Source organism: Pseudoalteromonas sp. TB64, assembly GCF_000498095.1.
In the GTDB taxonomy this organism is placed as follows: Bacteria; Pseudomonadota; Gammaproteobacteria; order Enterobacterales; family Alteromonadaceae; genus Pseudoalteromonas.
The window spans coordinates 1-25,059 of the sequence record NZ_AUTQ01000061.1 but is presented as its reverse complement, the minus strand read 5'-3'; the positions used below and the strand labels follow the sequence as shown (position 1 = coordinate 25,059).

Annotated in this window: 31 protein-coding genes; 15 read left to right on the top strand and 16 right to left on the bottom strand. The window is 38.2% G+C overall.

Features of this window, described 5'->3' with window-relative positions; all coding sequences use genetic code 11:
* The first annotated feature begins 14 nt into the window (after positions 1 to 14).
* Genes moaA through moaE form a run of 6 tightly spaced genes read left to right on the top strand, consistent with a single transcriptional unit; the run spans position 15 to position 3,450 of the window.
* Positions 15 to 986, top strand: coding sequence for a GTP 3',8-cyclase MoaA (moaA, locus tag L647_RS0102430; RefSeq protein ID WP_024609785.1), 972 nt, complete (start codon positions 15 to 17; stop codon positions 984 to 986).
* A 1-nt stretch (position 987) separates the two neighbouring features.
* Positions 988 to 1,710, top strand: coding sequence for a molybdenum cofactor guanylyltransferase (locus L647_RS0102425; protein WP_050581964.1), 723 nt, complete (start codon positions 988 to 990; stop codon positions 1,708 to 1,710).
* Positions 1,707 to 2,246, top strand: a complete 540-nt coding sequence (gene moaB, locus L647_RS0102420) for a molybdenum cofactor biosynthesis protein B (protein ID WP_024609783.1) — start codon at positions 1,707 to 1,709, stop codon at positions 2,244 to 2,246. Before L647_RS0102425 ends, moaB begins: the two co-directional genes overlap by 4 nt.
* A 1-nt stretch (position 2,247) precedes the next feature.
* Positions 2,248 to 2,718: a cyclic pyranopterin monophosphate synthase MoaC gene (moaC, locus tag L647_RS0102415; protein ID WP_024593775.1), complete on the top strand. Its 471-nt coding sequence runs from the start codon at positions 2,248 to 2,250 to the stop codon at positions 2,716 to 2,718.
* Positions 2,696 to 2,995, top strand: coding sequence for a MoaD/ThiS family protein (locus L647_RS0102410; protein WP_024609782.1), 300 nt, complete (start codon positions 2,696 to 2,698; stop codon positions 2,993 to 2,995). Before moaC ends, L647_RS0102410 begins: the two co-directional genes overlap by 23 nt.
* Positions 2,995 to 3,450, top strand: coding sequence for a molybdopterin synthase catalytic subunit MoaE (moaE, locus tag L647_RS0102405; RefSeq protein ID WP_024609781.1), 456 nt, complete (start codon positions 2,995 to 2,997; stop codon positions 3,448 to 3,450). The genes L647_RS0102410 and moaE overlap by 1 nt, the downstream gene beginning before the upstream one ends.
* 143 nt (positions 3,451 to 3,593) lie before the next feature.
* Here the strand turns inward: moaE and L647_RS0102400 are convergent, their stop codons facing one another.
* Both L647_RS0102400 and L647_RS0102395 read right to left on the bottom strand, forming a co-directional pair.
* Positions 3,594 to 4,379 carry a CLCA_X family protein gene (locus L647_RS0102400; protein ID WP_024609780.1) on the bottom strand — a complete coding sequence of 262 codons (786 nt, stop codon included), beginning with the start codon at positions 4,377 to 4,379 and terminating at the stop codon, positions 3,594 to 3,596.
* Positions 4,380 to 4,403: 24 nt separating this feature from the next.
* On the bottom strand, positions 4,404 to 5,000 hold the full coding sequence (locus tag L647_RS0102395; RefSeq protein WP_024609779.1) for a tRNA-uridine aminocarboxypropyltransferase: 597 nt from the start codon (positions 4,998 to 5,000) through the stop codon (positions 4,404 to 4,406).
* 139 nt (positions 5,001 to 5,139) lie between these two features.
* Between L647_RS0102395 and L647_RS0102390 the strand changes: the two genes are divergently transcribed.
* Entirely contained in the window at positions 5,140 to 5,484 is a 345-nt protein-coding gene (locus tag L647_RS0102390) for an Hpt domain-containing protein (protein ID WP_024609778.1), read from the top strand.
* Positions 5,485 to 5,588: 104 nt separating this feature from the next.
* Entirely contained in the window at positions 5,589 to 6,806 is a 1,218-nt protein-coding gene (locus L647_RS0102385; protein ID WP_024609777.1) for a pyridoxal phosphate-dependent aminotransferase, read from the top strand.
* A 72-nt stretch (positions 6,807 to 6,878) separates the two neighbouring features.
* Here L647_RS0102385 and L647_RS0102380 read toward each other — a convergent pair whose 3' ends face one another.
* The 4 genes from L647_RS0102380 to L647_RS0102365 form a co-directional block, all read right to left on the bottom strand.
* The gene (locus L647_RS0102380) at positions 6,879 to 7,346 is read right to left on the bottom strand and encodes a glycine zipper 2TM domain-containing protein (protein WP_024609776.1); all 468 of its coding nucleotides are present in this window, start codon (positions 7,344 to 7,346) and stop codon (positions 6,879 to 6,881) included.
* 178 nt (positions 7,347 to 7,524) lie between these two features.
* A complete protein-coding gene (lpoB, locus tag L647_RS0102375; protein ID WP_024609775.1) occupies positions 7,525 to 8,145 on the bottom strand; it encodes a penicillin-binding protein activator LpoB in 621 nt (206 codons plus the stop codon).
* Between the two features lie 11 nt (positions 8,146 to 8,156).
* Positions 8,157 to 8,582 (bottom strand): YcfL family protein, encoded by a 426-nt coding sequence (locus tag L647_RS0102370; protein ID WP_024609774.1) that lies wholly within the window; start codon positions 8,580 to 8,582, stop codon positions 8,157 to 8,159.
* An 8-nt stretch (positions 8,583 to 8,590) separates the two neighbouring features.
* Complete coding sequence (locus L647_RS0102365) at positions 8,591 to 9,955, bottom strand: adenine DNA methylase (RefSeq protein ID WP_024609773.1); 1,365 nt, start codon at positions 9,953 to 9,955, stop codon at positions 8,591 to 8,593.
* Positions 9,956 to 10,470: 515 nt separating this feature from the next.
* Here L647_RS0102365 and L647_RS0102360 point away from each other — a divergent pair.
* Positions 10,471 to 11,340 carry a DMT family transporter gene (locus tag L647_RS0102360; protein WP_024609772.1) on the top strand — a complete coding sequence of 290 codons (870 nt, stop codon included), beginning with the start codon at positions 10,471 to 10,473 and terminating at the stop codon, positions 11,338 to 11,340.
* An 11-nt stretch (positions 11,341 to 11,351) separates the two neighbouring features.
* Here the strand turns inward: L647_RS0102360 and L647_RS0102355 are convergent, their stop codons facing one another.
* From L647_RS0102355 to L647_RS0102325, 7 genes are all read right to left on the bottom strand, one after another.
* On the bottom strand, positions 11,352 to 12,050 hold the full coding sequence (locus tag L647_RS0102355) for a M15 family metallopeptidase (protein ID WP_024609771.1): 699 nt from the start codon (positions 12,048 to 12,050) through the stop codon (positions 11,352 to 11,354).
* Positions 12,050 to 13,180, bottom strand: a complete 1,131-nt coding sequence (gene dapE / locus L647_RS0102350; protein WP_024609770.1) for a succinyl-diaminopimelate desuccinylase — start codon at positions 13,178 to 13,180, stop codon at positions 12,050 to 12,052. The genes L647_RS0102355 and dapE overlap by 1 nt, the downstream gene beginning before the upstream one ends.
* On the bottom strand, positions 13,177 to 13,524 hold the full coding sequence (locus L647_RS0102345) for an ArsC family reductase (RefSeq protein WP_024609769.1): 348 nt from the start codon (positions 13,522 to 13,524) through the stop codon (positions 13,177 to 13,179). The genes dapE and L647_RS0102345 overlap by 4 nt, the downstream gene beginning before the upstream one ends.
* A 4-nt stretch (positions 13,525 to 13,528) precedes the next feature.
* Positions 13,529 to 14,026, bottom strand: coding sequence for a PTS glucose transporter subunit IIA (locus L647_RS0102340; protein WP_024609768.1), 498 nt, complete (start codon positions 14,024 to 14,026; stop codon positions 13,529 to 13,531).
* Between the two features lie 3 nt (positions 14,027 to 14,029).
* Positions 14,030 to 14,416: an ACT domain-containing protein gene (locus L647_RS0102335; RefSeq protein WP_024609767.1), complete on the bottom strand. Its 387-nt coding sequence runs from the start codon at positions 14,414 to 14,416 to the stop codon at positions 14,030 to 14,032.
* A 234-nt stretch (positions 14,417 to 14,650) separates the two neighbouring features.
* Positions 14,651 to 16,804, bottom strand: coding sequence for a phosphate acetyltransferase (gene pta / locus L647_RS0102330; RefSeq protein WP_024609766.1), 2,154 nt, complete (start codon positions 16,802 to 16,804; stop codon positions 14,651 to 14,653).
* 1 nt (position 16,805) lies between these two features.
* The gene (locus L647_RS0102325; protein ID WP_024609765.1) at positions 16,806 to 18,020 is read right to left on the bottom strand and encodes an acetate kinase; all 1,215 of its coding nucleotides are present in this window, start codon (positions 18,018 to 18,020) and stop codon (positions 16,806 to 16,808) included.
* A 283-nt stretch (positions 18,021 to 18,303) separates the two neighbouring features.
* On the opposite strand from L647_RS0102325, the gene yfbV reads away from it, so the two are divergent.
* Entirely contained in the window at positions 18,304 to 18,750 is a 447-nt protein-coding gene (gene yfbV / locus L647_RS0102320; protein WP_024609764.1) for a terminus macrodomain insulation protein YfbV, read from the top strand.
* On the opposite strand, the gene L647_RS0102315 is transcribed toward yfbV, so the two are convergent.
* The 3 genes from L647_RS0102315 to xthA are packed head-to-tail and all read right to left on the bottom strand — an operon-like array spanning position 18,747 to position 21,020.
* The gene (locus L647_RS0102315) at positions 18,747 to 19,562 is read right to left on the bottom strand and encodes a putative RNA methyltransferase (protein ID WP_024609763.1); all 816 of its coding nucleotides are present in this window, start codon (positions 19,560 to 19,562) and stop codon (positions 18,747 to 18,749) included. The genes yfbV and L647_RS0102315 overlap by 4 nt on opposite strands.
* Complete coding sequence (locus L647_RS0102310; protein WP_024609762.1) at positions 19,559 to 20,206, bottom strand: energy-coupling factor ABC transporter permease; 648 nt, start codon at positions 20,204 to 20,206, stop codon at positions 19,559 to 19,561. Before L647_RS0102310 ends, L647_RS0102315 begins: the two co-directional genes overlap by 4 nt.
* Position 20,207: 1 nt before the next feature.
* Entirely contained in the window at positions 20,208 to 21,020 is an 813-nt protein-coding gene (gene xthA, locus L647_RS0102305; RefSeq protein ID WP_024609761.1) for an exodeoxyribonuclease III, read from the bottom strand.
* A 239-nt stretch (positions 21,021 to 21,259) separates the two neighbouring features.
* On the opposite strand from xthA, the gene L647_RS0102300 reads away from it, so the two are divergent.
* From L647_RS0102300 to L647_RS0102280, 5 genes are all read left to right on the top strand, one after another.
* Positions 21,260 to 21,691 (top strand): hypothetical protein, encoded by a 432-nt coding sequence (locus tag L647_RS0102300; RefSeq protein ID WP_024609760.1) that lies wholly within the window; start codon positions 21,260 to 21,262, stop codon positions 21,689 to 21,691.
* A 266-nt stretch (positions 21,692 to 21,957) separates the two neighbouring features.
* Positions 21,958 to 22,479, top strand: a complete 522-nt coding sequence (locus L647_RS0102295; RefSeq protein WP_024609759.1) for a calcium-binding protein — start codon at positions 21,958 to 21,960, stop codon at positions 22,477 to 22,479.
* Positions 22,480 to 22,630: 151 nt separating this feature from the next.
* On the top strand, positions 22,631 to 23,221 hold the full coding sequence (scpB, locus tag L647_RS0102290) for an SMC-Scp complex subunit ScpB (RefSeq protein ID WP_024609758.1): 591 nt from the start codon (positions 22,631 to 22,633) through the stop codon (positions 23,219 to 23,221).
* Positions 23,218 to 24,090, top strand: coding sequence for a 23S rRNA pseudouridine(2605) synthase RluB (gene rluB, locus L647_RS0102285; RefSeq protein WP_024609757.1), 873 nt, complete (start codon positions 23,218 to 23,220; stop codon positions 24,088 to 24,090). Before scpB ends, rluB begins: the two co-directional genes overlap by 4 nt.
* 129 nt (positions 24,091 to 24,219) lie before the next feature.
* A partial coding sequence (locus L647_RS0102280) for an IS4 family transposase (protein ID WP_024609746.1) occupies positions 24,220 to 25,059 on the top strand: 840 nt, incomplete at its 3' end.

Here is a 25,059-nt window from a genome sequence, read left to right as displayed (position 1 = left end):
AAAAAAGGAAGCATATGCTTAATGATCAATTTGGTCGGCAGTTTAACTATTTGCGCCTCTCAATAACCGATGTATGTAATTTTAGTTGTAGTTATTGTTTACCAAACGGGTATCAGTGCGATACGCCGCGTAATTTTTTAAATAAAAACGAAATTAGCACGTTGGTAAATGCGTTTGCAGAGTTAGGTACCAAAAAAGTGCGTATTACAGGTGGCGAACCATGCTTACGAAGCGACGTAACCGATATTATAAAGCTCTGTAAAAATACACCAGGTATAGAAAAAGTAGCCATTACTACCAATGGATTTAATTTATTAAAGAAAATTGATGAATTTGCTGAAGCAGGGCTTGATGCGCTTAATGTCAGTATTGATAGTTTAAATCCGAGTATGTTTAAACTCATAACAGGGCACGACAAACTTAACCTTATTTTAAAAGGGATTGAACGCGCGGTAGAGCTGGGCATAAAAGATATAAAAATAAATGCAGTGCTTGCCAAGCAGTTTAATAAAAACCAATTGAAGGATTTTTTAGCGTGGGTAAAGCACCACAAAGTTACGGTACGCTTTATAGAATTAATGGAAACCGGTGACGGCGCAACCTTTTTTGAAGAAAACCACTTAAGTGGGCAAATGGTTAAAGCACAATTACTCGACCAAGGTTGGTTACAAGTAGTTAGAGGGAAATTAAATGGACCCGCTGAGGAATTTTGTCATCCTGATTACGATGGTCGTATTGGTTTAATAATGCCGTACAGTAAAGACTTTTGTAAAAGTTGTAATCGCTTAAGGGTGTCGGCGCTGGGTAAATTACACTTATGCTTGTTTGCCGAGCAAGGTATAGATTTACGCGAACTGCTAAACGAGGATGATACTGCAGCGACCGTAAAGGCAATTCAAGCTGCTATGGGCAATAAAGAAATAAGTCATGAGCTTGATAAACGCTTAACAGGTGCGACAACTCACTTAGCCATGTTAGGTGGCTAATATGGGAGTTGATGTGAATAGTCATATAGAAGCTGATATAAAATCTAATATAAAAGTTAAGCGAGATTTTACAGGCGTTGTGCTTGCTGGTGGTAAGTCATCAAGAATGGGCACAGACAAAGCCGATTTAGTTTTAAAAAATAAAACGCTATTGCACAATGCGTGTGATTTATTAAAAGACGCAGGCGCTAAAAACATACTGATAAGCCGCAATATTACAAATCCAGTCAAGTCATCGAGCCATTACTCGCCGAGCGATTATCCCTCAGAAAAGTACGTTAAAGATATATACCCAAACAGTGGACCCCTTGGCGGAATTTACTCAACATTAATAGCCACCGATCACGATTTACTTATTACTGCGGTAGATATGCCACTGCTTACGAGTAGTTTGTTAAGCACAATAGTGCTGGCTTCTCAGACAAATAACGTACAAAGTGTGAGCAATCAATTAAATCAGTCACAAATACATGCTTGGCACTTTGAAAATGAACCGCTACCGCTGTATATTCGTAATACAAGCAGTGTAAAAAATCATTTAAAACACATACTCACAAACGCAAACAGTCATAAATCAATAAAACAGTTTACCCAAAGCATTGGTGTGCAAACGCTTTTATGTAATAAAGCGCATGCATTAATAAACACCAATACACCGGCGCAATTTAAAGCTGTAAATGAGCATTTTGACCTAAGCATTAACCAATTGAGAAGAACATTATGAGCCACACAAGCGATACACAAATACCTCTAAACATTGCCGTACTTACAGTAAGCGACACGCGCGATGCGATTACCGATACTTCTGGTCATTACTTAATTAAAGCGCTAACTGAGGCGGGTCATCACTTAGCGGATAAAGAAATTGTAAAAGATGATGTTTACCAAATGCGCGCTATTGCATCGCAGTGGATAGCCGACGACACGATTCACGCTATTTTAGTGACTGGTGGTACAGGATTTACCGAACGTGATTCAACACCTGAGGCATTTGCGCCGCTGTTTGATAAAAGCGTAGACGGCTTTGGTGAGCTATTTAGACATATATCGTACGGTGAAATTGGTAACTCAACTATTCAATCACGTGCACTGGCAGGGCTTGCTAACAACACCGTTATTTTTTGTATGCCAGGCTCTACAGGCGCATGTAAAACAGCGTGGACAGGCATTATAAAAGATCAACTTAACTCAATGCATAAACCGTGTAACTTTGCACCGCACATTACCATTGGTAAAAAGTGTGAATCGCGTGAACAATAGTATGTTAAGCCACGTTGACGAAAACGGCCAAGCTAATATGGTTGATGTATCGCTCAAAGACGTAACCCTGCGCGACGCCTCAGCTGAAGCATTTATTAGCATGAGTAAGCTTGCCTTTGAGCAAGTAATGCTTAATCAAAACAAAAAGGGCGATGTGTTAGGCGTGGCACGTATTGCGGGTATTCAAGGTGCTAAAAAGTGCGCCGATTTAATCCCGCTTTGTCATCCATTAGCACTTACTAAAGTAGCTGTTGATTTTGAACTTGATGAAGCAAACAGCCAAATTAAAATAACCAGCTACTGCAAACTTGCCGGTAAAACTGGCGTAGAAATGGAAGCGCTAACGGCGGTATCTGTTGCTGCACTTACTTTGTTTGATATGTGTAAAGCAGCCGACCCACTTATGGAAATTAGTGGCATGCGTGTTACTCAAAAAGCAGGGGGAAAAAATGGCAGTTGGCAACGCGATTAATCCAAACGATGCTATATCTAGCGCCGGAAAAGTAGAGTTATTGTTTTTTGGGCAACTAAAAGAGCGCTTGAAGTGCAGTAAATTAAGCCTTGAGATTACGCAGCCGCTTAGTATTTCAGAGCTTAAATTAAGATTAGTCAGCCAATACCCGCATTGGCAACCGTGGCTTGAGGAGCGTGAGCTACTTGCAGCGCTTAACCAAACTATGTCATCAAGCGACGAAATAGTGAAAGCAGGGGATGAGCTTGCCTTTTTCCCGCCGGTTACAGGTGGCTAATGAGCATACATATTCAAGTACAAACCGATGATTTTAATGTAGGTAACGAGCACAATACGCTTTGTAGTAATAATAAAAGCGATGGCGCTGTTGTCACCTTTACAGGTTTGGTAAGAGAGTTCAGCAGTGGTGACAACGTTATTGCACTTGAGCTTGAGCACTACCCTGGTATGACCGAGCAACTTCTTAAATCTATTGCAGAGCAAGCACAAACTCGCTGGCAACTGGCGAGAATATGCATTATTCATCGCGTTGGTTACTTAGCACTTGGCGAGCAAATTGTATTTGTAGGTGTGACCAGCCGCCATCGCCAAGCCGCGTTCGAAGGCGCACAATTTATAATGGATTATTTAAAAAACCACGCCACGTTTTGGAAAAAAGAGCATTTTAAAGACTCATCAAATTGGGTTGAGTTTAAACAAAGTGACAAACAAGCGCTGGGTAAATGGACTTAGTAATTACATATTTTGAAGTTGTAATGGTCAACTGATTTTGTAGAAGCCGTTCGCGTATATAAGGATTAAATGAAGCGTCACAGTTTTGCTGAAAAGCAAGGATGGTTGAAGAAACGATTTTTTTGCTGTAAGGTTAGGATTGTTTACTCGTCTATTTTATGAAGCGCATAACCTAGTAGTTCAAAATACTGGTTAAGCGCTTCATTTGCTTTATTAATATGCTCAGCGTTTGGGTATATTAAATTACTACTTTGTAAGCCTCCCACCAAAAAGCTATTTTTTATATTTGAATGCTGCTCAATACACGCTTCAAAACAACGTGCTGCAAGTTCTTCTGGCATGCTCATATAATTCATGTTTTGTGCTTTATCGTGTTCTATGCATGTTTGTACAAAGCTATTAGCATTAACGCCGTGCTCATCTAAAAATACATTTTTATAAAAACTGTTTAAAGCATTATTAAGTGGGTGCGATAAATTAGGTGTGTTTGAAAGCCATAGTTTTGAGGCAAAACCAAATCGTGGTTTTGCTGCAAATAAATGCTCGCTTATATGATGGTCAAACGCATGAAACCATTCGTGAGCAAGTGCGCCTCCGCCTGCATTTTTTGCAAGAGCAAGCGTTTGAGAGGCTGCATTATAATGCGCTTGCACGCCTTTTTGACCACCATGACCAAATGCAAAATTAAGCTTCCCGCGCAGGCCAATTGCTTTAGGTGGTAAATGCAGTATTTGTGCAAGGTCGGCCAGAGCATCGTAAATTAAATTGGCGCTAATATAGCGCTCTTCTTTAGTTACCCATTTACCTACCACCATTGACCTAAAACCAAAGGTGTCTCTTATATCGCTAAAGTCGACTTGGTCGTCAAATCGATAGTCGGGACCTTGGCGAGTAAATCCACGCTTTAATCTGTTTGGGTAGTTACGCATTGCAAGTTTCATATAGTAACGAATTTAATCTAAGTAACGTGCTTTTACGTGCTCGGGCATGTGTTGGGTTTGTTTTTGTATTAATTCATCAAGCACATTGTAAAGTGGTGCGGGATTTAGCTGCTCTATTAAAAATAAACTATGCGCTACGGCTTCAAGTGTGGATAGGCTGTCGGCGCGGGGGGCTTTACGAATTGCATAACGATTTTTAGGTAACTGTTTAAAACTGACCGTTTTAAATTGATTTAGCAATGTGGTGAGCTGCAAAATTTTGTAGGCTTTTTTCCATGTGCCATCAACAACGATTAAGTGCGTAATATTTTTTAAACTTGGCTGCACATTATTGTCGTCTAAATTTACAGCGCTTTCATTAGGGTAGAGTAAAACGGTAGAGTTTACTGGCAGTGTTTTAAGAATAGAAAAGTCGTTATTATTTTCACCTTTGATTATTTGGCAATCAGTTAAGCATAAATTCAATAACTTAGCGGTGTTTTTTGCTATTTTTTCTTCGCTAGGATGCTGTAGAATAATAACCGTGACTTTGTTTTTTGTGTTTGTAATTGCATTGCAAATACAGGTGTTGAGTGCAAAGTTACACTGATTACAAAGTGTGCGTGCCATTTAATAAACTTTTTAGTTGCCAGTATGATCCTCATAATTATACATTTTTAAGGTAATTAAGTTGGTTTTTTTTACGCATCAATATAAAGTAGTACTATTAAACTGTAATTTACATGGATTGTTTTTAAGGGCTTTAAATATGACAGAAATAAATATTGATACATCAGCATTAGAAAGTATGGAATCGTTATTGGGTGAACAATTTGCTGATACGCTTGAATTTTGTTGTACAGAGTTTGAACGTTTAGGGTCTGAAGTTTTGGCAACCATTGGTAAAGACAGAGAAGCGGCTATTCGTCATTCTCATAGCTTAAAGTCTAACGCGGCGCAGTTTGGGGCTTCAAGCCTTGCTGAGGTTTCTCGTGTTATTGAGCAAAATTTAAATATGGATAACTTATCAGAAGCTATCGATGCGTCTAATAGTTTGATGGCGCAAGTAACTGGCTCTCAAACTAAGCTAAATGAATGGTTAGCATCTCGTTAAAAATATAAGCTAAACGTGAATTTATTTCAGTATTAAGCGCTTAAATAGGCTGGCATTTTACGCCTTTACTAGGTTAGTCTAAAGACTCACTAGTAGAGGTAAAAATGTCTGATATTAAAAAGAGTCACAAATTAGAAGGTGTATGTTATGACATTCGCGGACCAGTTTTAGCACAAGCTAAAAAAATGGAAGACGAAGGTCAAAAAGTCTTAAAGTTAAATATAGGTAATCCGGCCGCCTTTGGTTTTGATATGCCTGAAGATATGCACCGCGATATTATCCGCAATTTATACTCAGCCCAAGGCTACTGTGACTCTAAAGGCCTCTACTCAGCCCGCGTGGCTATTTATCAGCATTACCAACAACGTGGATTACACAATTTAGATGTTGATAACATTTATATTGGTAATGGCGTTAGCGAACTTATTCAAATGATTACTCAGGCGCTATTAAACAATGGCGACGAAGTACTTATTCCTGCGCCTGATTACCCACTTTGGACTGCTTCTGTTAAATTATCTGGTGGTAACCCGGTTCATTATTTGTGTGATGAGGAACAAGATTGGTTTCCGGATATTGCAGATATAAAAAGTAAAATCACCTCAAAAACTAAAGCTTTGGTATTAATTAATCCTAATAATCCAACTGGTGCGGTTTACAGTGATGATTTGTTACTGCAATTGATTGATATAGCGCGCGAACACAAATTATTGTTGTTGAGTGACGAAATTTACGAAAAGATTTTATACGATGGTGTAACCCATACATCGATTGGCTCGCTTTGCGATGATGTACCAATTATTACCTTTAACGGTTTGGCTAAAACATATCGAGCTGCTGGGCTAAGAATGGGTTGGATGGTGTTAAGCGGGCGTACCTCGGTAATGGACGATTTACGCAAGGGCTTAGAAATACTTGCCTCTATGCGTTTGTGCGCTAATGTACCTGCTCAATACGCCATACAACAAGCGTTGGGTGGCGTGCAATCTATTGATAATTTAATTAACCCTGGTGGTCGCTTATACGAGCAGCGTGATATTGCATGGCGCGGGCTAAATGCAATTGAGGGCATAAGTTGTAAAAAGCCAAAAGGGGCGTTGTATGCGTTTGCAAAGGTAGATACAGCACATTTTAATATTAAAGATGATGAGCAAATGATGTTTGATTTACTCAAAGCCGAAAAAATATTACTTGTGCATGGCAGGGCATTTAACTGGCCAGAACCTGATCACTTTAGATTGGTATTTTTGCCAAACAAAGATGATTTGTCGGATGCGATGATAAAAATGAAACGCTTTTTTAAAGATTACCGCCAAGTTTAATTTAAAAATAAATAAACAAAAACGAGCCAATTTAGGCTCGTTTTTGTTTTAAACGTCAATAGACATAACTATTTAATACGCGGTATCTACTCGAACAGTGTTGTCGGTTAAGTATACTAATCTTACGTTGTCACCTTTGCTAAAACGCATTGATTGGTCTTGATCTTGAACGACCATAAATTGATCTCCATTTTCAACTTGTATCAACAACTCTACAAAATGACTTTGTTCGTAATGACTTTTTTGCTGACTATTATGCGCTACGTTACCACCTATGATAGAACCAAGTATGGTGGCAACAGTGCGTCCGCTTCCGCCACCAAACTGATTACCTACAACACCGCCCAGTAATGCGCCGCCAAAGGTTTTCCAGCCGTTGTTTTTGTCTTGAATGATTTCTTGTTCGGTAATATTGCGTACCGATTTTACGTCACCAAATAAAACTTGCTGAACAGGCACTGCTTTGTTGCGCTCGTATTTAGCAAATGTAGGTGCGCTAATTGTAAGTAATACGGACATTAATACAGTAATTGCTTTCATAACTTGCTCCTTTTATACCAACCTGTATAAATCTTTGATCAATTTAACGAATTAAATTGCGCTATAACGTCGTTAAAAATTTTTTATTTAGAACAACTAAATACAAAAATTTTTGCCTAGTACTAGCGTAATTTTCTTAACGTTAAATAGACCCCATATATAAGCAGATTGGTATTAGCTACCAGCCAAAGGTTGATTTTTCTTTAGTTTTACGAATTTCAGTTTCGTCTGCCCACTCAACTAGGCCGCTTTCCATATCCATTAAACGCATGGTAAATTTGTAGTACACGTCTGATTTATCGGCATTAGATTTAACGATACTTGATAGGTTGCCGTATAACATATATTGCGCGCCAATCTGTTTACCAAATGCAACGGCTGTTGCTGGGTTGATTAGTGCATCTTCATTTTGAAACGTTAATTGCTCACGTACTGATTCAACACGAGTCATATCAACAAATCTAAACTTACCGCTGCGTAGCATTTGTGTAGATATAGAATCGGTAATTGACTCTGTGTCTATATGCTCACTGGTTTTGTTTTTAATACGCTCAACAAATACAATAGGGCGTTTATTAGCGGTCATTGTGCCAACAACGGGTGAGCTTAGTAATGAGTCGGTCATTTGGCTCGCTACTTTTTGTAAGTCGGTAGAACCAAAATTTATATCGGTTGTTTCTACTGCTTGTGCGTCGCCGTAGCTTACTACTGCTTTGTTTGCACAACCGCTTAATACTAAAGCACTTAAACCAACTAAAGCATAAGTTGATGCTGTTTTAAATTTTTTACTAATGATCATGGCTGTTTCCTTTAATCTTTAAATTCTTGTGACTCGGTAGATACTTCTCTTACTGCTAAAGAAAAGGTGACCGCATCAGAGCTTGGCGCTAAACCCGGTAATTGTGTTTTTGCAAAGCCGAATAGTGTAAGTGCTTGCCAAGGCGAGTGGTTGCCTTTAATTACAAAACCATCTTTATCAAACCAATTAAATTGATATTGCAGATACTGCGATTTTTTATATTGACTCGAAAGTGTGACTACCACGTCGGTTAGCTGATTGGTTTGACGTGTTTTTACGTCAGTAATAGCCAGCTTATTACCTAAATCTGAATTATCAACACGTAGTTGTTCGTTAAACTTATTTGTATTTTGTTCAACGGCAATACCTGATGTAACGGGTTTGCTGCTACATGCACTAAGCATTAAAACAGCAAATAATGGCACTATGTATTTCATGGTGACTCCTAGAGTTGAACTACATGGTAGTTAAAGTAGTTATTAACAGAGGTTAGGTAAATTAACGTTAACCCTTGCTTACTAACGGTAAAATTTATAGGCGCTTGAGTACCTACTTGTAACGAATGCTCGCCTATATCTAGGCTTTGCCTTGCAACACTAATTTGATTTGGAAGCGTAAGCCAACTGCGAGTGTCGGCTTGCTCCGATGCTAAATTATAAATATTTGCGAGTATATTCCCAACATCGCCGGCGCTACGTGCTAGCTCTGCGCGAACTTTCTCTTTTGCGATTAGGCGCAAAATTTGGCGTGCCACCTTGGCAGGAATTTGATCTTCTAATGTTTTTGCTGCAAGTGCTTCAATATGAACAAGTGGGTTTAATTCTAAGCTGTTTGTATCTATGTTTATGTTATTGAGTCGTCTTATATACGCATTATCTTTGTATACAGGCATAGCAAGGCTGTAAAAACGAGCATCACCGCGTGAAGTGTATATTGGTAAACGCAGTTTAAATTCATCTTGCTTTGGTACTAAACCTTGTTCAAATAAAACAATAACTTCGCCTTGATTTACCGGTATGCTGGGTGCATCGCTAAAGCGTTTTTTAAATTCACTTAAGTCTTGGTCAAACCCTTGTTTTTTAGCGAGGCGCATTACATCACGTTGTAAATAAATATTGTTTGGCTGAATATCTAACGCTTTTTTATAATCAATGTAAGCGTCGTCATATTGTTTAACGCTTTGGTAAAGCAAAGCCGATAAATAAAATGTATAAGCATTTTGAAAGCCATTTTTTACGTCTCGGGTAACATTGCCCATACTTGGATAATGCTGTTGTGCTTCTTGAACCGTTGAATTTATTGCTGATTGGTTTTCTGAGCGCGCATCAACTTGTACTTTATTTGCTCTGCGAATCTCTACTAAAGCGCCTTCAACGTCATTTTTGTATACATAATTAAGTGCTTTGTAGCTATGTAGCATGCTCATTTCATAAGCTGGTGGCACATAGGTTATAGCTGAATCATTGGTAAACAGTGCATTGCTTTGTTCAAGCCCAGCACTTAACTGTATTTTTGCTGCTTCGCGCTTAGTTTGCATTTGCGTATATACGTTTTCAAATTTACTTTGTGAATCAGTAGGGTTATTGGCTAAGTCGTTTATACGAGCTTGCTCTAACTGATTTAAAAGATAACTACTGTGCATAGTGCTATTTTTAGCAATAAGGGACTGTGCTTCTTCGATATTGTTTTTCTCGATCGCATTTCTTACCGGTGTCATTTGGGTGGCATAGTCGTTAAATAGGTCACTAAAGCCTATGGTGCTACAACCACTTAAAATAAAACAAAAGCTTAAAATTATACTGCGGCGCACTGAGCACTCCTCTTAATTTACTTTCACACATTAACATATATTTTTGGGTTTAATGTACGAAACATTGTAAGAAATCGTAGAGTAACGTTGGTGAACAAAACGTGAATTTTTAATTTTAATAAACTAAGTTGAAATACTTAAATGGCTTTATTGGTCTTGTTAAATACGGTACACCTAAAAAGAATACATAATGAACAATTTCATCGGTGTGTTAATGGGTATATTACTCGGTATAGGTTGTATTGTTTTAGATGATACAAGTACTAAATGTTTGAGATTTAGATCTTTATATTGAAAAATACGTTCAATAATTAAGTATTAATTTTAAAAATATTACTTAATTTATCAAAACAAAACACACTCTTTGCACAGTAATGATAATCCTGTTTAAATAAGCTCACCAGTAAGTAGTTTACTGGGTTTGAATTACTATAATTGTTCAATAATTAGATAGCATTTACTTGCTTAGGTAACTTAAATAACGCTGTTATCCGTTTTGTTGTTAAGGAATTTTTTTGAAAGCTACGCTGTATACAATCATTGCTTTAATTGCATTTGCCGCAAACTCTCTTTTTTGCAGAATGGCTTTAGCCGAAGGCTATATAGATGCCTGGAATTTTACTATTATTCGTTTGCTAAGTGGTGCTGCGTGTTTGGGTATCATAATGGCTATTTATACCCATAACTTAAAGCGTAAAGGTGCATTTAACTCTGCAATTTTAAGCGATAAAGGAAGCTGGCGAAGCAGTATTAGCCTCCTTATTTATGCGCTTTGTTTTTCGATTGCATACGTAGAGCTAGATACAGGCACCGGTGCACTTATTTTATTTTCTGCGGTGCAGTTAACCATGATTGGTTGGGGAATATATAAAAAAGAGCAGTTAAGTGTGCTTCAATGGTGTGCATTTATAGTCGCGCTGGGTGGTTTTGTGTATTTAATGCTGCCATCTGCAGCTGTGCCTTCATTACTGGGTGCATCGCTTATGGCATTAAGTGGTGTGGCATGGGGCATTTATAGCATTAGAGGTAAAGTGTGTGTATCGCCTTTGCGCACTACAGGTTTTAATTTTATAAGAAGCTTAGTTGCTATACCTATTTTATTATTAGTTGGTATGAGCCATTTACCAAATGTAAGTATTGAAGGCATATTGCTTGCGTGTGCCTCAGGTGCGATAGCTTCTGGCATTGGCTATAGCGTTTGGTACGTGGCAATGCCATTACTTAAAAGTACACAAGCTGCTGTAGTGCAGCTTTGTGTACCTGTACTTGCAGCCATTGCCGGTGTGTTGTTTTTATCAGAGCAAGTAACAATGGAATTTATTGTAGCAAGCTCGTTAATATTAGGCGCGGTGCTGGTATTTATTTTAAATAAAAAGAAAGTTTAATATTATTTACGTCAGCCTTCCTTTTGTGGGGGGCTTACGTTAGTTACAAAGCGTGCATAAATTGCAGGTAAGTTATCAAGTATTGCCTGCTTCCCCTGCAATTCACTCTTTTTTATACATTCAAAAAGTACTTGTTCGCTAAGCCTATTCACTAATAACTGTGATTGCTCAATATGGCTTATATGCCAAAGCTCCGGTGCTACGCCGCCTAAATCGTGTTGATAGGGACGATAAAAACCAAACTTACCCAAGTTGTCATCTAACCAGTTACTTAAAGGAGCAAATGGACCGCCTTGCTGATATTCATCGGGTGTTAGCTGTAGTTTATAATCGTCGTTCACGGCTGCTTTATCAAACACGTCTAAATCGGTACCTAAATGGTGTCTGCTTGCCCCAGGTAATGCAGAGTAGAGCATTATAGCAATGCATTTATCTATATCGCTTAGGTCGCTCAAATTTGCAATTTCTTGCTGTTTATTAAAAACAGGTCGAATACCTAAAAATTTATTATTCCAAATAATTGATTGACGATTAAAGTCACGAAAGCTTGATGCAATCGTGAGCTCAAATCCCGCATTTTTTGCTGCACTTTGTAACGCTAAAAAGTCGCTAATAATGTTGCTATGCAAACGATGATTTTGTATATCAGTTAAATGTGTATCACTTTGACCTGTAATACACAGTATTGGTGTTGATTGGTTTAAATCCATTATGCTAAAAGTTGCTCTAGTATTTGCTCGTAAATGTCGCCAAGGGCTATTAAGTCATCGGTACTTACGCATTCATCTATTTTATGAATAGTGGCGTTACGTGGTCCAAGTTCAATTACTTTAGCGCCTGTTTGCGCAATAAAGCGACCGTCTGATGTACCACCCGTGGTTTCTAGATTAGTGGTTAAACCGGTTACAGATTTAATTGCATTGACTGTGGCATCAACAAGTGGACCGTGTTCGGTAATAAAAGGTAAGCCATTTACTATCCAACTTAATTCATAATTTAAATTATGCTTTTGTAAAATGTCATTCACACGTTGCTGTAATTGCTCATGTGTTACTTCGGTGCTAAATCTAAAATTAAACTGTACTTCTAATTCCCCCGGAATCACATTACCAGCACCAGTGCCGCCATTTATATTCGAAATTTGAAAGCTAGTAGCAGGAAAATATTCGTTTCCGTTATCCCATACTGTTTGGCTAAGCTCAGTAAGTGCTGGCGTTGCTAAATGAATTGGGTTTTGAGCTAAATGCGGGTAGGCAACATGACCTTGTATGCCTTTAACTGTTAAGTAAGCAGTAAGTGATCCTCTGCGACCATTTTTAACAACATCACCTAATACATCGCGAGAAGAGGGTTCGCCTACTAGGCACATATCTATTTTTTCACCACGGGCTTCTAGTGTATCTATTACACGTGTTGTGCCGTTTATAAACGGTCCTTCTTCGTCAGAGGTGATTAAAAAAGAAATCGAGCCTTTATGATCTGGATTTTTAGTCACAAAACGCTCGGTTGCTACAAGCATTGCCGCTAATGAGCCTTTCATATCAGCAGCGCCACGACCATGTAATAAGCCGTCTTTTATTAACCCTGAGAATGGTGGGTGTTGCCAGTTTTTTTCAGGACCTGTTGGTACAACGTCAGTATGACCCGCAAAACAGAAATGTGGTGATTGTGTGCCTTTTCGTGCCCATGTATTTAATGTATCAGTAAAAAATAACGACTCTATATTAAAGCCAACTGCAGCAAGGCGGTCGTTCATCATTTGTTGGCAACCAGCATCTTCTGGTGTTACCGATTCTCGCTGAATGAGTGCTTGAGCGAGTTTAATTACGTCATCTTTCATGATTTAAATATCTCATCGTATTGAGCTGCTTTAAAGCCTAAATGGTAGCTGCCGTTATTTACGAGTACTGGGCGTTTGATCATTGCTGGTTGTTCCACTAAAAGTGGTATTGCACTTTCTTTAGTTAGACTCTGTTTTTGCTCATCTGTTAATGCACGATAAGTAGTACCGCGCTTATTAACAAGTTGCTCCCAGTCGAGTTTATCTGCAAAATCACTCACCATTTGCTCATTTACGCCATCTTTGCGGTAATCATGAAAGGTAAACTCAACGTTATTATCGGTTAAGTATTTTTTAGCTTTTTTTATCGTATCGCAATTGCTAATGCCGTATAGAGTGATCATATATCTACTTCTTCTTAATAATAGTTAATAGAGTATCTACACCCGCATTTACATGCGAATGTGAGTAATGAAATGTGCCGAGGTTGTGTCCGTTAAGTAAAATTAAACTTGCTAGCATTGGGGCATCTAATTCACGTAAATCAAAGTAAGCAAGGCGTTGACCTTTATTTATTTTACTCCCATTTAGCTGGGCTATGTGGGTGTGCGTAATTGATTGCGAATCAGGAATAGTTAAGTTTATCAGAACTTTTAAACCATTTTTAGCTTGTAAAATAAACTCAGTGCCCGCGTTTTTTACTTGTAATAAAGTACCGTCAAACGGTGCTAAAATTTTATGACTTGTTAGCTGTACCATAATGCCAGGACCCAGTGTTCCAAAACGAAAAAAAGGCTCTGGGTGCTCTTTTAGTTCAATTACTTTACCTGAAAACGGGCTGGTAATATTTATTGCGCTAAGAGGTGTTTTATTTTGAGCTAAATAGTCAATTTTTTTTGCTTTCATAAGCTAATTTACCACCACGTTATAACCCTCTTTTTTTAATGCGGTAATAGCATTATCTACTGTGTGTTTTTTAATGAGAATATAATCAGTATCGTAAGTTGAAATAGAAAATATAGAAATTTTAGCGCGTGCCAATACTCCTGAAATATTAGCCATAATTCCGGTTAACGAAAAACCCAGTGGACCTACAACTTCCAGGGCTTGCCAGTCTGGTTCGGTATCAAGGCATTTTATTTCAAAACTACTCGGACACACAATTGAAAGCTCATCGTGGGTTTTAGAAATAAAAAACAGAGATTGCTTTAAAAGTGCCGCAGGTATGTCTGCATCTATATCTAAACTATGTATAGATAAAATGGTGCTGTGTAATTGTAATGTTTGTTTTGACATTAAAAACCTGCTAAACAGCAATATTAATAGCTTTATAGTATAGATTATTGGCTTTAAATTAAAGGTGTAACAACGACTAACTCAGCAGTAAATAAGTAGATAAAAGAAGGGAGTAAAAACTTACCCACAATTTCTGTGGATAACTGTGGGGGTTGCTGGGTATAAATAGCCTAACTAGTTAATTATTAAATAAATAACAGCTAGGCTATAAAAAACACATGTTAGTGTTGGCGCTTAATTAAGTGCTTCGGCTTGAGCCGCTTGAATAGCTGTTAGCGCGATTGTGTATACAATGTCATCTACTAAAGCACCACGGCTTAAATCATTAACGGGTTTACGCATACCTTGCAGCATTGGACCAATACTTATTAAGTCGGCACTACGTTGTACGGCTTTATAGGTTGTATTACCTGTATTTAAATCTGGGAATATAAATACAGTTGCTTTGCCTGCAACAGGGCTGTTAGGTGCTTTTTTGAGTGCTACATTTTCCATAATAGCAGCGTCGTATTGAAGTGGACCATCAATAATTAAATCAGGACGTTTTTGTTGTGCTATTTTTGTGGCTTCTCGTACTTTTTCAACATCGGCACCTGTGCCAGATGTGCCTGTACTGTAGCTGATCATGGCAACGCGTGGCTCAATACCAAATGCTGCAGCTGAGTCAGCAGATTGAATTGCTATATCAGCTAATTGATCGGCATTTGGGTCTGGGTTGATAGCACAGTCCCCGTATACCAATACTTGATCGGGTAGCAGCATAAAAAATATAGATGATACAAGCGATGAGCCCGGTGCTGTTTTAATTAACTGTAATGGCGGGCGTATTGTATTGGCAGTGGTATTAACAGCGCCAGATACTAAACCATCTACTTTTCCTTGCTCGAGCATCATAGTGCCAAGCACTACGTTATCTTGTAGTTGCTCTTGTGCTACAACCGCAGTCAATCCTTTGCTTTTACGAATTTCGACCATTGGGGCAACATAATCATTAATAATGCTTTGAGGCTCAATAATGCTTACATGTTCGTTTAGTTCTATACCTTGTTGTTCAGCAATGCGCATTATTTCTTCGCGATCGCCAAGTAATATCGTTTTAGCAATACCACGTTGACCACATATAGCGGCGGCTTTTATAGTGCGAGGTTCGTTTCCTTCAGGCAGGACTATTGTTTTACCAGCCTTGCGTGCTTTATTTGTTAATAAGTAACGAAATGCGGGTGGTGACAATTTACGTGTTTTACCTACATTTTTAGCTAATGTATCTAACCAGTTTGAATTAATATGTTCTGCATTATGGTTTTTAACTTTTTCAATACGTTGATCGTCATCACTTGGTACTTCCATATTAAAGTTATGCAGCAATAACGACGTACGCCAAGTGTCGGCTTCGGTTGCAAGTACAGGCAAACCTGTTTGCATAGCTTGCTCGCAAAGCGCCATAATTCTTGGCTCAGGCTCATACCTTCCGGTCAATAATATGGCGCCTAATTTTGTACCGTTCATTGCTGACAAACACGCTGCAACAAGTATGTCTGAGCGATCCCCTGGGGTAACTAACAACGCGCCTGGCGTAAAGTAATTCAAAATATTTGAAACAGTTCGAGCGCAAAAAGTAATACGACGCAGGCGGCGGTGAAGCATATCGCCTTCGTTTATAATTGTGGCTTTTAAGTACGCGCTCAAATCTTTTACCCTAGGTGCTACAAGGTCAAAGTCCCACGGGATGGCACCAAGTAACATAAACGAATTTTTCCTAAAAATAGGTAAAGCAGCTAAGCGCTTTAATTCGTTTTTAAGCTCTTCTGGTTTATACGCATCGACTAAATCGGCGCGAGCTCTGCCTTCTTCATCAAGTGGTGCATTTACTTTATTAAAAATACAGCCTAGAACTCTTGGATGGTCAATACCGCCATAATTACCGGCGGCAATTTCAAGGCGATCTTCTATTTGTGTAATATTGTAATTACCCGGTGTAAGTACAAATACAATTTCGGCGCCGAGTGTTTGTGCTATTTCACGATTAACGCGCCCAGCATAAGGTTGTCGTCGAGTAGTTACCATTCCTTCGATAATGGCTACTTCGTCGTCGTTTATTTTACTCTCAAAACGTTCAACAATTTCTTCTAACAGATCATCGCCTTTACCATCGCCAATCATTTGCTCTGCATAATCAAGTGCGAAGGGTGTAGGAGGGTTAATTGATGAGCCTTGAGTTACTATTTGTGTGGATTTTTCGGGGCCGGTTTCACCTGAGCGTGGCTGAGCAATTGGTTTGAAAAAATTAACTTTAACGGTTTTTTGCTCAAGCGCTCGCACTAAACCAACAGACACAGAAGTTAAACCTACACCTGTAGAGACAGGAATTAACATAATACGACGTGCCATTTTAAAGCTCCTTTACTATGTTTGCAGCATCGTTTGCTATTACCCATTCTTCATTTGTAGGCATAACGATAGCTTTAATTCTTGCTTTTTCAGAGCTAATAATACCTTGTTGCCCTAAGCGCGCATTAAGATTAGCTTGCTCGTCGCAATCAATGCCTAAAAAGGCAAGTTGAGATATTACTTTTTTACGAATAAGATCTGAATTTTCACCTATACCGCCAGTAAAAATAACAGCATCTAGGCGTTGTAAAGGCACCATATAAGCTGCAATTTGTTTTGAAAGGCGATAGCAAAACATATCAAGCGCTAGCGTTGCTCTTTGATTGCCATTAAGTGATGCTTCCTCAATTGTACGACAATCATTAGAGAGACCACTTATTCCCAGTAAACCGCTTTCTTGATTTAATAAATCGTCAATTTGTTGCGCACTATAATTTAGTTGTGTAGTTAAAAAATTAAACAAGCCAGGGTCTATATCGCCACTGCGCATACCCATAATTAAACCAGCGAGTGGCGTTAAACCCATACTTGTATCAACACTTTTACCATTTTTTATTGCACATACAGAGCAGCCATTACCTAAATGAGCGCTAATAAAGTTACTTTGCTCTAAGGGTTGATTTAACAATTGAGCTGCTTGCTCTGCAACATAGCAATGACTTGTTCCATGAAAGCCATAACGTCTTACGCCAAAGTCGGTATACAACTTATAGGGAAGGGCATAAAGATAAGCTACTTCGTCCATAGTTTGATGAAAGGCGGTGTCAAACACGGCAATTTGAGGTAACCCTTTAAAAGATGTTTTTGCAGATGAAATTCCTAGTAAATTAGCGTGACCATGCAGAGGAGCAAGTGTTGCTGCTTGGGTAATTCCCGAAATAACATCTTCGTCTATAAGTATTGATTTGATAAAGTTTTCACCACCGTGAACAACACGATGACCTACCGCAATTAAATGCTCATCTAATTTATGTGTTTTTATTAATGTTACTAGCGTATTAATTGCTTCTTCGTGTGCTTGATTTGCTTTTAAATCAATAGTGGTTTTAGCGCCATTGTATTTATACTTTATAGAGGGCGCTTCGCCTCCTAAGCGTTCAGCTAAACCTGAGATAATTTCGTGACCATTATTTGCATCAATAATGGCAAATTTTAAGCTAGAGCTGCCGCTATTTAGCACTAAAACGTGTTGTGATTTAGGATAGGTTGTTGGCATAGTTTCAATTCCCATAAACAAAATTTAGTAAGTGAGCAGTTAATACGTAATCACTGTAACTAGGGTATTAAATAAAGCTAAAACAATTAAGTGATCAAATGCAAAGCCGTTAACGTAATGTTAAATACTTTACCTTAATTAAGGTATTTAAGTTAGGATTGTATGCTTTAGAGTAAATTTAAGCTCTTTTAAAGAGAAAGTGAAACCGTGCTAAATTGTGTTACACTTTAAGTATAACCCGTTTTATTTATCGTGTTTTTAGCAGTATAGGTGAGGAGTTATGATTCAAAAAAGTGTAATGTCACAGGTACAAACTGGTCGACTGTATGCAAAAAAATGGCCTATGCGAAAAGAACTCGCGCCTTTATTTGCTGAGTTTAAAGTTATTAAGGCAACCGAACTTGCTATTACAGTTATGCCTATTTTAGCCATGTTTACGTTATTTTTTCAGTTAAATTATTTAGGGTCTGATTTTTTACCTCAAGCGATCGCTAGCGCGTTATTTTTTATATCGCTACCTCTACAGGGATTATTGTGGTTGGGAAAACGGGCGCAAACTCCCTTAGAGCCTGCTATGCATAAATGGTATAACGAACTTCATACAAAAATGGTTGCCAATGGCTATCAAACCCAGCTAAATGAAAACAAGCCCCGTTATTTGGAGCTTGCTAACTTACTTAATGACATGTTTGATAAAATGGATAAAGCATTCACTAAAGAGCAATTTTAGAGAGCTACATCGCCAGCAGTTTTGGTAAACTGAGTAACATAAAATGATAAGGTGACATGGTGCTCACCTTTTTCTTCGAGCGCTAGCCAGTGCTCGGGTCTAAATTTCCACGCAAATGGTGTCATCATAATTAAGTTTTTAACGTCGTTAAAGTTAAGCATTACTTGTTCGGTTAGTAGTATTTGATCAGTTTGAATAAACTCATTTGGTATATCTATTTGAGTATGTTCATTTACGCTTGAATAAATATAACTTTTTAGTTCTTTTAAGTGCCAAGGGCCGGGGCTTGCTACAACAAGTGTTGAGCCTGGTTTTGCTAGCCTTGCTAGTTCTTGATCAAATAATGGTGCAAACACACTTATTAATACATCAGCAAATTGGCTTTTAAACGGAGCTTGGCTTATTGATGCAACGCTAAAATGGCAATTGTTATAGCGTTTTGCGGCGTATTTAATTGCAGACTTTGATATGTCTACACCATACACATTAGCTTGTGTGTTTGCTGCGATTGCTTGAGTATAAAATCCTTCACCACATCCTAAATCAATAATATTGTCGGCATTTAGTGTATTAATTATTTGACCTAGTGCACTTTGTAAAAATGCGTAAAAGCCACATTCTAAAAATGCACGCCTAGCCTGAACCATTTCTAGTGAGTCGCCTGGTTGTTTAGAGTTTTTTTGTTGCACAGGTAATAAATTTACATACCCTTCTTTTGCAAAGTCAAAACTATGTCTGTTTTCACAGCTAAGTGTGTTACTTGTTCTTATAAGAGGGTTGCTACACAGAGGGCAGCGATATTCAAGGCTCATGAGTCTAGGTAGTCCTTATCGTAAAAAGTTTTTACCCAATGCGGGCGATAAGTGATCATTATAGTAATAGCCATTCCATTTAACATCGCTTCCGGAAACCAGATTATTGCACTTAAATAAACGTAGTTATCTGTAAGTTCTTGCCAATTATATTGACCAATAGAAAGGTAAAATAACGCACCTAAAGCAATTTTAATACATGCTATGAATCCTGCTGTTATAAAAGCACAAACAAAAATATAAACAAAAAAGTGGCGTGGTAAATAATGATAGCTAACAATAAAAGCTAAATAGCTCAATGCTATAGGTATAAATGCACCAATAAGTATTTGCACTGGCAGTAATTCGGGCTCAATTTGCCCAAAACTAGCTAATAGGGCAGTGGCAAGTAAACTACTTAAAATAGTTAGGCGCCAGCCTAGTATTAATGTGGCTGCGGTTACGCCTAAAATATGTAAATCTAGCCCTGTTAGTATGCCTGCTTTTATTCGCCATAAAATGGCAAACACGAGCGCGCACGCAAGTACACCTGTTTGGCGAACAGGTGTACTATAAAGTGCTTTATAGGTAGCCTTATCAAAGCTGAGTAAACTAGCTATAGCAACAACAGCCCAAAGCAGTCCTTGTACTTGTAAGCTCAACATATTAATTATTTTTAAATGTTGACCAAATAGGCGCGTGGTCTGAAGGCTTTTCAATACCACGTAATTCGTAATCAATTCCGGTATCAATACAGCGCGCAGCTAATTCGTTAGTCGCAAGCACTACATCTATTCTAAGACCACGGTTATCTACAAAACCTTTTGAGCGATAGTCAAACCAAGAGTATTGATCGTCTGTATTTGGATTTTGTTCTTTAAAGGTATCTTTAAAGCCCCAATTAAGCAGTGTAGCTAGCCATTCACGTTCTACTGGTTGGAAAGAGCATTTACCTGTTTTTAACCAACGTTTAGCATTTACATCGCCTATACCAATATCTAAATCAGTAGGTGATATGTTGATATCGCCCATAACAATGACGTCTTGCTCTGGCGTATGGTTGGTTTCAAGGTGTGTCATTAAGTCTTTATAGAATTGGCGTTTATAGGGGAACTTAGTTTCGTGATTTATATTGTCGCCCTGCGGGAAATAACCATTCATTACGGTTAAATCACGACCATTTTCTTGCTCTACAGTGACACTGATCATACGTTTTTGTGATTCATCTGTATCGGTTGCAAAGCCTTTTAAGACCGATTTAGGTTCATTTTTGCATAACATAGCTACACCGTAATGCGCTTTTTGCCCATGAAAATAAACGTGATATCCCATTTTTTGAACATCTTCTAGTGGAAACGCTTCGTCATGAACTTTAATTTCTTGCAACCCAATAACGTCTGGTTGATGTTTATCGATAATAGCTTGTAATTGATGAAGACGAGCACGCAGACCATTGATATTGAAAGAAATCACTTTCATAGAATTTACCTTTAAATTAGTTCTATTTAATAAGATAAATTGTATCAGTAAATACACCTACATAACATGGCTGAAATGAGGAAATAGCTGCGTAAATGTTGATCAAATGGTGTTTAAAGATCAAACATTGTTAATGCAGTATTAATATTTTAAATAAATAAAAAATTCAGTTGAAATGTTAATTGTTGGCTATATAATGCGCGAAATTACTTAGTTAGCTCGTTCAAATAGGATCTCTCATGAAAACACAACTAATTTTAGCCGCTGCACTTTTAGCATCAACGACTGTTTCTGCACAAAGCAATACTTACTTTAGCGAAGACAATAAAATTGAATCTAAGTTATGCGTATTGAGCGCAAATGAAGGTTTTACTGCTGCTCGTAAAGAAGCTGCTCTTCATGGTGTGTATTTATCACGCTTTTCACAAAGCATTTTGTGTAACGGTGAAGATATTCGGGATATCGCTAAAAAAGAAACTTTTAATAAAGTAACAACGACTAAGGTTGAAGTGTTTGCAAAAGATGCTCAACAAGAAACACAATTATGTATGACTGCTTTAAAGCAAGGTCTAGCGCCAGTTCGTCAAAAAATAGGCAACTTAGACTCATTAAAATGTAATGGTCAAAAGGTAACCGACTTTGTTAAGCGCTACCATAACGCTGCTATCTAATAAATGCTCCAATTAATTTATTAATCAGATTTTAAGTTAATTAGCATCATTAAATAAAAACAATACTCAGTATATATTTATGTACTGGGTATTTTTTTGCAAAAATTACAAGACATTCTGCAAACCTTTCATTATGTAAGTATATGAGTTTGTTTGATAAATAACCTTACTAATGCTATCCAACTGATTTTATTGACCAATTTTAAATTGGCATCAGACTTGTATTAAATAGAGTGACATTTAATTAATTACGAAGGATACGTCTTATGAAAAAGTTAACATTAGCAGCCACTATTTTAGCGTCTTTAAGCTTAGCAGCTTGTTCATCTAATCAAGGTCTTGAGAAAATAGACAGCGACTTTGCAAGTTTAGATAACGATAGCGATGGTTTTATTTCTAAAGTTGAAGCCGATGACGATAGCATTTGGGGTCATTTTTCAAATATTGACACCAACATGGATAACGAAATAAGCCGCAAAGAATTTAATGCTTACATGAAGCTTAATACTGGAAAAGTAGCAACTGATTCTGAGGTTAGCGAATCGGCTTTTAAAGCAGAAATTGCTAAATTTGATAAAATTGAAAGCAGCTTTTCAAGCTTAGATAACGACAGTAATGGTTATATCTCTGTAGTTGAAGGCAATGATGATGATATTTCAAATCATTTTGGTTATATGGATAAAAACCAAGATAAGCGCATCAGCAAGAGCGAGTTTATGGGTTACATTAAAAAATACGGTAACGCAGTAGCTGAAGATGACGCATTAGAAGCGATTAAACACAGTTAATATTTGTTGTTTTAAAGAGTAAGTTAGAAGCCAGTGACACTCACTGGCTTTTTTGTGTTTTAAATTAGGTAAATTGATAGATATATTTTCCTAGTTTAGTGTTGTTCTGGCATAATAGATGGCTGTGTATTTTTATTTGTTTAGAGTGTGTATGGCGGGTCGGCGAATTAGTGATGAGCAATTAATTGAAATCATTGAAGCGGCGATTTTTGTTGCAGATAAACCTGTCAGTAAACGTCACCTTAAAGACACTGTTTTAGCTGATTTGGCTATTACGATGGCGCGAATTAACGATGCCATTGAAACAATACAAGTACATTTTCAAACCCGTGGTATTCGCTTAGTTGAAGTTGGCAGTGGCTATCGTTTTCAAGCATGTAGTAGTTTAAGCCCATGGTTAAATAACCTTTGGCAAGAACGTGCGCCTAAGTATTCGCGCGCATTACTTGAAACGTTATCGCTTATTGCATATAAACAACCGATTACACGTGGCGAAATTGAGCAAGTAAGAGGTGTAACAACCGGCTCAAATATTATTAAAACCTTACTCGAAAGAGAGTGGGTTAAAGTGGTAGGGCATAAAGAGGTTCCGGGTAAACCGGCTTTATATGCAACTACTAAGCAATTTTTAGATTATTTTTCGATAATGGGTTTAGATAACTTACCTGCCTTGCCAGAGCAACAGCAGAGTAAAATAAACCAGTTATTAAGTGATCCTTCTGTGAGAGAACCATCCGAATGAGTATTATACAAGGTGAAAAGTTACAAAAAGTCCTAGCCCGTGCTGGCGTAGGCTCACGCCGTGAAATGGAAAAATACATTGATGCAAACCGCGTTAGTGTAAATGGTAAAGTGGCAAAGCTAGGTGACCGTGTTGAGGAAACTGATTTAATTCGTGTTGACGGACACACTGTAAAAATTGAAGAAAAAGCAGACAGAATCTGTCGTGTAATTATGTATAACAAACCAGAAGGTGAGTTAAGTACCCGTAAAGACCCTGAAGGGCGACGTACTGTATTTGACCGACTTCCTCGTATTGATGGCGAGCGTTGGATTGCTGTTGGTCGACTAGACGTTAATACATCGGGTTTAATGCTTTTTACCAACGATGGTGAATTAGCAAATCGTTTAATGCATCCAAGTTACGAAGTAGAGCGTGAATATTCTGCACGTGTATTTGGTGAAGTGACTGCCGAAACGATTAAAAACTTAACCCGTGGTGTTGAGTTAGAAGATGGTCCTGCTAAGTTTATGAGCGTTAATCCAATGGGCGGAGAAGGTATAAACCGTTGGTATAATGTAACTTTAAACGAGGGACGTAACCGTGAAGTACGTCGTTTGTGGCAATCACAAGATGTTGAAGTATCTCGTCTTATTCGTATCCGTTATGGCAAATTAGAATTAGATAAGCGCGTGCCACAAGGCGGATGGGTAGAATACGATTTAGAAACCGTTAACTATTTACGTAAAACAGTTAAATTAGGTCGTGAAACACAAACTAAGCTTTCTGTTATGCCTGAAAAGCGCAAAGATAAACGTGCTAAAATTAATCAGATTCGTAAAGCAGTTAAAAAACACAATCAACGTGTTAAACCGACTAAACGAAAATAGTATTAAGAATTAAATGAAAAGCCGCTTTTAAAAGCTAACACCGATCAGTTAAGGTATTTTTGATCGGTTGACCGATCTTTTGGTTGCTTCACAATACCCTTATCATCTTTTGATTATGAGGGTATTTTTATGCTTAGTCATTGGTTACTTGATACGGATATATTCGCCACTCCTGACTCTTTATCTACATTTCAGAAACATATCCCTCTTGAGTGGATTTCTAATGTGCTCGAGCAGACCGATAAAGCAAGTATTCGCAAACGTAAGTTACCTGCTGAGCTTGTCGTCTGGCTTATCATTGCAATGGGTCTTTTTCGCGACCGCTCTATTAGTGACATTGTTGAGAAGTTAGATTTAACACTCACTGATACCCTGGGCGATACGGTTGCTCCAAGTGCTATTCCTCAAGCGAGACAGCGCCTCAGTAGCGACCCCCTCCAAGCCTTATTTCACCTATGTGCAGCCCATTGGACACAAGAAGAAGATGCTGATGATACGTGGTATGGACTCCGGTTATTTTCTGTCGATGGAACGCAATTTCGTGCACCTGATACACCTGCTCTTGCTGAGCACTTTCACTATATTAAGCACAGTAAAAACCGTCATACAGAATATCCTATTGTACGCCTATGCGCCTTAAGCTCCTTGCGTAGCCGGTTGATACACCACGTTGCCTTCGGGCCCAGTTATCAAGGTGAGGTGAACTACGCAAAGCAGTTATTTAGTCATGTAAGTAATAACAGTCTAACTATTTTTGACCGATGTTATCTCAGCGCTGAGCTACTGATTAATTGGCGTAAGCAACACCCACAGTCGCACTGGATGGTCCCGATTAAAAGCAACACGCAATACACCGTCATTGAATCTTACTCTGAGCATGACTTCAAAGTAGAGATGAGTGTATCTGCGCATGCCAGAAAACAAGACCCTTCGCTTCCTGAGTGCTGGCAGGCCAGACTGGTTCTTTAT

What these genes read in the sequence shown, in the direction of transcription:
- moaA (WP_024609785.1), top strand. Translation starts at nt 15, where the DNA reads ATGCTTAATGATCAATTTGGTCGGCAGTTTAACTATTTGCGCCTCTCA.
- L647_RS0102425 (WP_050581964.1), top strand. Translation starts at nt 988, where the DNA reads ATGGGAGTTGATGTGAATAGTCATATAGAAGCTGATATAAAATCTAAT.
- moaB (WP_024609783.1), top strand. Translation starts at nt 1,707, where the DNA reads ATGAGCCACACAAGCGATACACAAATACCTCTAAACATTGCCGTACTT.
- moaC (WP_024593775.1), top strand. Translation starts at nt 2,248, where the DNA reads ATGTTAAGCCACGTTGACGAAAACGGCCAAGCTAATATGGTTGATGTA.
- L647_RS0102410 (WP_024609782.1), top strand. Translation starts at nt 2,696, where the DNA reads ATGGCAGTTGGCAACGCGATTAATCCAAACGATGCTATATCTAGCGCC.
- moaE (WP_024609781.1), top strand. Translation starts at nt 2,995, where the DNA reads ATGAGCATACATATTCAAGTACAAACCGATGATTTTAATGTAGGTAAC.
- L647_RS0102400 (WP_024609780.1), bottom strand. Translation starts at nt 4,379, where the DNA reads ATGCGTAACTACCCAAACAGATTAAAGCGTGGATTTACTCGCCAAGGT.
- L647_RS0102395 (WP_024609779.1), bottom strand. Translation starts at nt 5,000, where the DNA reads ATGGCACGCACACTTTGTAATCAGTGTAACTTTGCACTCAACACCTGT.
- L647_RS0102390 (WP_024609778.1), top strand. Translation starts at nt 5,140, where the DNA reads ATGACAGAAATAAATATTGATACATCAGCATTAGAAAGTATGGAATCG.
- L647_RS0102385 (WP_024609777.1), top strand. Translation starts at nt 5,589, where the DNA reads ATGTCTGATATTAAAAAGAGTCACAAATTAGAAGGTGTATGTTATGAC.
- L647_RS0102380 (WP_024609776.1), bottom strand. Translation starts at nt 7,346, where the DNA reads ATGAAAGCAATTACTGTATTAATGTCCGTATTACTTACAATTAGCGCA.
- lpoB (WP_024609775.1), bottom strand. Translation starts at nt 8,145, where the DNA reads ATGATCATTAGTAAAAAATTTAAAACAGCATCAACTTATGCTTTAGTT.
- L647_RS0102370 (WP_024609774.1), bottom strand. Translation starts at nt 8,582, where the DNA reads ATGAAATACATAGTGCCATTATTTGCTGTTTTAATGCTTAGTGCATGT.
- L647_RS0102355 (WP_024609771.1), bottom strand. Translation starts at nt 12,050, where the DNA reads ATGGATTTAAACCAATCAACACCAATACTGTGTATTACAGGTCAAAGT.
- dapE (WP_024609770.1), bottom strand. Translation starts at nt 13,180, where the DNA reads ATGAAAGATGACGTAATTAAACTCGCTCAAGCACTCATTCAGCGAGAA.
- L647_RS0102345 (WP_024609769.1), bottom strand. Translation starts at nt 13,524, where the DNA reads ATGATCACTCTATACGGCATTAGCAATTGCGATACGATAAAAAAAGCT.
- L647_RS0102340 (WP_024609768.1), bottom strand. Translation starts at nt 14,026, where the DNA reads ATGAAAGCAAAAAAAATTGACTATTTAGCTCAAAATAAAACACCTCTT.
- L647_RS0102335 (WP_024609767.1), bottom strand. Translation starts at nt 14,416, where the DNA reads ATGTCAAAACAAACATTACAATTACACAGCACCATTTTATCTATACAT.
- pta (WP_024609766.1), bottom strand. Translation starts at nt 16,804, where the DNA reads ATGGCACGTCGTATTATGTTAATTCCTGTCTCTACAGGTGTAGGTTTA.
- L647_RS0102325 (WP_024609765.1), bottom strand. Translation starts at nt 18,020, where the DNA reads ATGCCAACAACCTATCCTAAATCACAACACGTTTTAGTGCTAAATAGC.
- L647_RS0102315 (WP_024609763.1), bottom strand. Translation starts at nt 19,562, where the DNA reads ATGAGCCTTGAATATCGCTGCCCTCTGTGTAGCAACCCTCTTATAAGA.
- L647_RS0102310 (WP_024609762.1), bottom strand. Translation starts at nt 20,206, where the DNA reads ATGTTGAGCTTACAAGTACAAGGACTGCTTTGGGCTGTTGTTGCTATA.
- xthA (WP_024609761.1), bottom strand. Translation starts at nt 21,020, where the DNA reads ATGAAAGTGATTTCTTTCAATATCAATGGTCTGCGTGCTCGTCTTCAT.
- L647_RS0102300 (WP_024609760.1), top strand. Translation starts at nt 21,260, where the DNA reads ATGAAAACACAACTAATTTTAGCCGCTGCACTTTTAGCATCAACGACT.
- L647_RS0102295 (WP_024609759.1), top strand. Translation starts at nt 21,958, where the DNA reads ATGAAAAAGTTAACATTAGCAGCCACTATTTTAGCGTCTTTAAGCTTA.
- scpB (WP_024609758.1), top strand. Translation starts at nt 22,631, where the DNA reads ATGGCGGGTCGGCGAATTAGTGATGAGCAATTAATTGAAATCATTGAA.
- rluB (WP_024609757.1), top strand. Translation starts at nt 23,218, where the DNA reads ATGAGTATTATACAAGGTGAAAAGTTACAAAAAGTCCTAGCCCGTGCT.